This is a genomic window from Sporichthya sp., assembly GCF_013815995.1.
In the GTDB taxonomy this organism is placed as follows: domain Bacteria; phylum Actinomycetota; class Actinomycetes; order Sporichthyales; family Sporichthyaceae; genus Sporichthya.
The window spans coordinates 1-5,396 of sequence record NZ_JACDFE010000268.1 but is presented as its reverse complement, the minus strand read 5'-3'; the positions used below and the strand labels follow the sequence as shown (position 1 = coordinate 5,396).

The 5,396-nt window shown below is 71.4% G+C and carries 5 protein-coding genes; all 5 read left to right on the top strand.

What is annotated here, in order from left to right; all coding sequences use genetic code 11:
* Positions 1-1,061 (top strand): AarF/ABC1/UbiB kinase family protein (locus tag H0X00_RS21200; protein ID WP_293774589.1); only part of this gene is annotated, 1,061 nt, incomplete at its 5' end.
* 49 nt (positions 1,062-1,110) lie between these two features.
* The gene (locus H0X00_RS21195) at positions 1,111-1,242 is read left to right on the top strand and encodes a hypothetical protein (protein WP_293774587.1); all 132 of its coding nucleotides are present in this window, start codon (positions 1,111-1,113) and stop codon (positions 1,240-1,242) included.
* A complete protein-coding gene (locus H0X00_RS21190; protein ID WP_293774586.1) occupies positions 1,239-2,639 on the top strand; it encodes a hypothetical protein in 1,401 nt (466 codons plus the stop codon). The genes H0X00_RS21195 and H0X00_RS21190 overlap by 4 nt, the downstream gene beginning before the upstream one ends.
* Positions 2,640-2,712: 73 nt before the next feature.
* Positions 2,713-4,431 carry a hypothetical protein gene (locus tag H0X00_RS21185; RefSeq protein ID WP_293774584.1) on the top strand — a complete coding sequence of 573 codons (1,719 nt, stop codon included), beginning with the start codon at positions 2,713-2,715 and terminating at the stop codon, positions 4,429-4,431.
* A partial coding sequence (locus H0X00_RS21180) for a branched-chain amino acid ABC transporter permease (protein WP_293774583.1) occupies positions 4,428-5,396 on the top strand: 969 nt, incomplete at its 3' end. The genes H0X00_RS21185 and H0X00_RS21180, both read left to right, overlap by 4 nt.

Genomic DNA, 5,396 nt, shown 5'->3' with positions numbered 1-5,396 from the left:
GCGCGCAGCAACTCGTCCACGCCGGCGGTCCGGCCTACGTGAAGGTCGGTCAGTCGATCGCGACCGCGCAGGGCCTGCTGCCGGACGAGTGGGTCGCGGCGTTCGCGTGGTGCCGCGACGAGGTTCCGCCGATGGCACCCGGCGAGGCCGCCGTGGCCGTGGCGGCCAGCCTCGGCCGTCCGCTGTCCGAGGTCTTCGCCTCCTTCGACCCCGAGCCGCGTGCGGCCGCGAGCATCGCCCAGGTGCACGACGCGGTCCTGCTCGACGGCACCGAGGTCGTGGTCAAGGTGCAGCGCCCTGGCCTGCGGCGCCGCTTCGGCGCCGACTTCCGCGTGATGGCGGTGCTCGCTGCCGGCACGACCAAGGTCAGCAGGTCCGCGCGGATGAGCAACGCGACCGAGATCCTGCCGCTGGCCGCCGAGCTCGTCCTGACCGAACTGGACTTCCGCCTCGAGGCCCGCAACATGATCCACGTCGCGGCGGCCGGCGAGGCCGCGGGCACCGGCTTCGTCCGGGTACCCCGTCCGATCCCCGGCCTGATCACCTCCGACGTGCTGGTGATGGAGCGGGTTCCCGGCGTCCCCTACACCTCGGCCCGCGAGCGCTACGGCGACGCTGTCGACGGCGGGAAGCTGCTGCGCCTGGCCGCAGCGGGGGTGCTCGAGCACGCGCTGATCTACGGCGTCTTCCACGGCGACCTGCACTCCGGCAACGTGCTGGTCACCGAGGAAGGCTCGATCTCCCTCGTCGACTACGGAGTGCGGGCGCATCGACGCTCGGGAGCGGGCGCTGCTGGTGCGGCTGCTGATCGCGTCCATGCAGCAGGATTCGCACGGCCAGGTGCTCGCCGCGGTGGAGATGGGCGCCCTACCCGAGGGCGCGGACGTGGAGGCCGCAATCGCGGAGCTGGACAAGTACCAGTTCCTGATGACCGAGTTCACCGACGCCTCGTTCAATGCGCTCGATCTGAGCGTGATCACGCGTCAGATGAAGGCGATGATCGGCTCGCTCATGCAAATTGGTTTCAAAGCACCCAAAGAGCTCGTGCTCTTCTCGCGTAACCTGCTTTACCTTCAGGGTTTTGCGAACGCTCTGAATCCCGAGGCCAACATGCTCGCCGAACTTGAGCACCTGCTGGCCCACATGACGAGCAAGTACCCCGTGGAGCTGACGACGATCATGATGGGCGCCCTGGTGAAGCCAACGGCCCCGTCCGACGCGCGCTCGGCGGTGGACTCATGAAGCGTCCGTCCTCGATTCCGGTCCTGTTCGGCGCCGTCGCGCTCTCCGGTGTCGCCGTGCTGCCGCTGTCCGCGGCGCTGGCCGCTCCGGTCGCCGCGCAGGAGACCTTCATCCCCGGCACGGGCAGCTCCGCCTCGAGCATCGCCCGGGTGCAGTTGCGCTCCTCCGGGCTCTCCGTCGGCATCGGGTTGGGGCAGGCCCGCACCCGCTACGCCGGCCAGCAGGGCAACGCCGAGGCCGAGAGTGTGGACCTGGGCCTGCTGGGGACCCTGTCCAAGGCGCCGGTCGCCTGCGGTGTGGCCCCGGGCTCGCTGTTCCCGGAGGGCTCGATGCCCACCGGTGTCGCGATCTCCTCCGGTGACGGTCCGGACGAGCAGCGCACCGCGTCGGCCGGGGCCGGGACCCCGATCGAACTCGGCACCCAGTACGGGTCGGCGTCGCCGAACAGCAAGGCCGACGCCGCCGTCGAGGGCGCCCGCATCGAGCTGGCCGGGGTCCTGTCCGCGATCGGCGGCACCGCGAGCTCGACGGCCAAGCTCACTCCGGGCAGCCAGCGTGAGGCCTCGGCCGTCAGCGGCCTGGGCCGCCTCAGCCTGGCCGACGGTGCGGTCGTCCTCGAAGGCCTGAACTGGACCGCCGAGCACCGCACCGGCGCCAGGTCCGACTCCGCCGCCGGGTTCACCGTGGGCTCGATGCGGATCGCCGGGCAGTACTACCCCGCCTCCGGCGCGGCCGAGCTCAAGTCCGCGCTCGACGCCGCCAACGCCGCCCTGGCCGCAACCGGGCTCTCCCTGGTCGCGCCCGAGGTGGCCAAGACCGCGGCGGGCATCTCGGTCAGCCCGCTGCGGCTGATCGTGTCCAGCACCCCGGAGCTGCGGGCGGCGCTCGGCCCCGCACTGGACGCGGTGCAGCCGCTGCGCACCCGGTTGCTGGACCTGGTGGCGCCGTTCCAGGCGACCCCGGACTGCGGGTTCGCCAAGGCCATCGGCTTCGGCTACCTGGTCGCCGACCTGGCCCTGATCGCGCTCGGCGACAACGGCGCCGTCGAGTTCTCCCTCGGCGGCGCGCGCGCCGGCACCGAGTTCGCCACCTACGCCAACCCGTTCGGTACGGGTACGCCGCTGCTGAACCCGGCGGGCATCTTCCCGGGTGTCCAGCCGCCGGATCTGGGTGTCGCGCCCGGTGCGGGCCCGCTCGCGCCGGGCGCGCTCCCACCGGCGTCCACCACCCTCACCCCGACCTCGGGTCAGATGGCCCCGGTCTCGGTGGCCTGCCGTTCCACCCACGACGACGGTGGTGGCTGTGCGGCGCATCGCGGTGAGCTCGCCGCCGGGCTGATCCTCGCCCTGGTGGTCCTGCTCGCGGCCGCCGACCGGCTCCGGGTCCGCATGACCTGACGCCACGTCAGACCAGCCTCACCGCAGCCCGCCCGTCCGTTCCCGGTCACCGCCGACCCGGAGGTCCCGTCCGATGAAACTTCTCCGCCCGGCCCGCGCCCTGGGGGCCGCGCCGCGTCGCTTGTTCAGCGGCTACGGACCCCTCCTCGCGCTCGCCATCGCCTTCGTACTCATCGTGACGCTGGTTCCGACCATCGCGCGGGAGGAGAACGTCGTCGCCGGTGGCGCCACCGGACTGGACGGCAGCCCGACCGACCTCGGTGGCACCACCGTCGGGACGCCGGGTGCCCAGGTGGTCCCCGGCACTCCGGGGACGCAGCCGGGCACCGTCACCGCCCCCGGCGCGGGCACCGGCAAGCCCGCCTCGGCCACCGGCGGGGCCTGCGCCGACCGCAAGCAGCAGGTCCCCGGCGACCCCTACTCGCCGCCGTGCATCGCGTGGCCGGCCGGCAAGGACAACGGCGGCGCGACCTACCGCGGCGTCACCAAGGACAAGATCCGGATCGGTTTCCGCATCCCGGTCGAGGACATCAAGGACTTCCAGAGCACGATCTCCGATCTGGCCGGCGACAAGGGCGACCAGATCCCGGTGGCGACCCAGGGCGACTTCGACCGGACCATCCAGGCCCTGACCACCTACTTCGAGAAGAACTTCCAGTTCTACGGTCGCAAGATCGAACTGGTGCAGTGGAAGGGCAAGGGCTCGGTCTTCAACGAGATCGTCGGGGCCGGCCAGGAAGCCGCCAACGCGGACGCGATCCGCGCGGCCAAGGAGCTCAACCTCTTCGCCGACATCAGTGCGTTCACCCAGCCCTACGCGGACGCGCTGTCCCGCCAGCAGGTGCTCTCGGTCGGCGCGCTGTACATGTCGCGCGAGTGGTTCACGCAGCGTCAGCCCTACGCCTGGAGCCCGTTCCCGGACTGCACCTCGCTGTCCGAGACCATCGCGGAGTACCTCAACAAGCGGGTCTTCGGCTACCCCGCCGACCACGCCGGCGACGGCATCAAGGGCAAGCCGCGCAAGATCGGCATCATCACCCCGGACAACCCCGAGTACCAGCAGTGCGCGGACGCCGGCGAGAAGCTGGTCAAGGCCGCGGGCAACTCGATGACCCGCTACAACTACACGCTCGACCTGGCCACGCTCTCCGACCAGGCGAACAACATCGCGGCGAAGATGAAGAAGGACGGCATCACCACCGTCGTGCTCGCCTGCGACCCGCTGACCCCGCTGCTGCTCACCTCACGGATGACCCAGCAGAACTACTTCCCGGAGTGGGTCATCGGTGGCGTCGGGTTCATGGACACCTCGGTCCTGGCGCAGCTCTACGACGAGAAGCAGTGGTCGCACGCCTTCGGCCTGTCCCTGCTCGGCGAGGAGCAGCCGCAGCAGGCCAGCTACGCCTACGCCGCCGCGAAGTCGGTCGACCCCAACCACGAGCCGATCTTCGGGGTCGACATCTTCTACTACTTCCTCTACCAGTTGGCCACGGGCATGCAGATGGCCGGTCCGAACCTCACGCCGCAGACCTTCGCCAACGGCATGCGGGCCTACCCCGGCGGCACCGGACCGGCGGGCACGTGGGCGTACCCGAAGGGCACCTTCGCCCCGTACCGGGACGCCCGGGAGATCTGGTGGGACGGGTCGGCCACGTCGGCCTACAACAACCGGCCGGGGGCCTACGTCTCGGACCGCAAGCGCTACAAGCCCGGTAGCTGGCCGAAGGGCCCCGGCGCGCAGGGGCAGCTGGAGGCGCTGGCCCGTGACCCCGCGACCTTGCGTGAGTCGTGAGCACCCACAGGGCTGACGCTGCGTCAGACCCGCCGGGGCTGCTCGCGCGGCTGCCCCAGGGCCCGACGGCCGCGGGTGCCGGTGCGGTCGTGGCGCTGCTGATCGCCACGATGGTCGCACCGGACAAGGTCCCGCTCGGGGTCGTCATCCTCGGTGCGTTGATCGGCACCGGCACCGGCCTGCTCGCGGTCGGCCTGGTGCTGACCTATCGCAGCCACCGGGTGATCAACTTCGCCCTCGCCGGGATCGGCGGCTTCGGTGCCTCGGTCGCGATCGGGCTGCACCTCGGCAAGGGCGTGCCCTGGCCGATCGCGATCGTCCCGGGCATCGCGGTCGGGCTGTTCTCCGGCGCGCTGGTCGAACGCTTCGTGTTGCGCCGGCTGGACCGCTCGCCCCGACTGGTCGTCACCGTTGCCACCATCGGGCTCGCGCAGCTGTTCGCGGCCGGTCAGGCCGCTACCCCCGCCCTGCTGGACGGGCCGGCGCTGGTCGGCTCGTTCCGCACCCCGCTGTCCGAGTACACGTGGAACGTCGACCCGCTGCTGATCTCGGGCAACGACTTCGCGCTGGTCTTCGTGGTGCCCTTCGTGCTGCTGGCGCTGACCTGGTTCCTGCTGCGCACCGACGCCGGCATCGCGATCCGCGGCATCGCCGAGAACGGTGACCGCGCCCGCATGCTCGGCATCCCGGCGCACCGGCTCTCCCTGCTGGTCTGGACGATCGCCGGTGGGCTGGCGGCGCTGACGGTCACCCTGCGCGCGCCCTCAGAAGGTCTGAGCCTCTCGATCGCCTCCTCCGGCCCCCAGGTGATGCTGGCGGCGCTGGCCGCCGCGGTGGTCGCCGGCCTGTCCTCGCTCCCGCGGGCCTTCGCGGCCGGCGTGGCCCTGGGCGTCCTCGACCAGTTGGTGCGGTGGAACTCCGACAAGCAGTCGGTTTCCTCGGTCGTGCTGCTCGTGGTGCTGTGT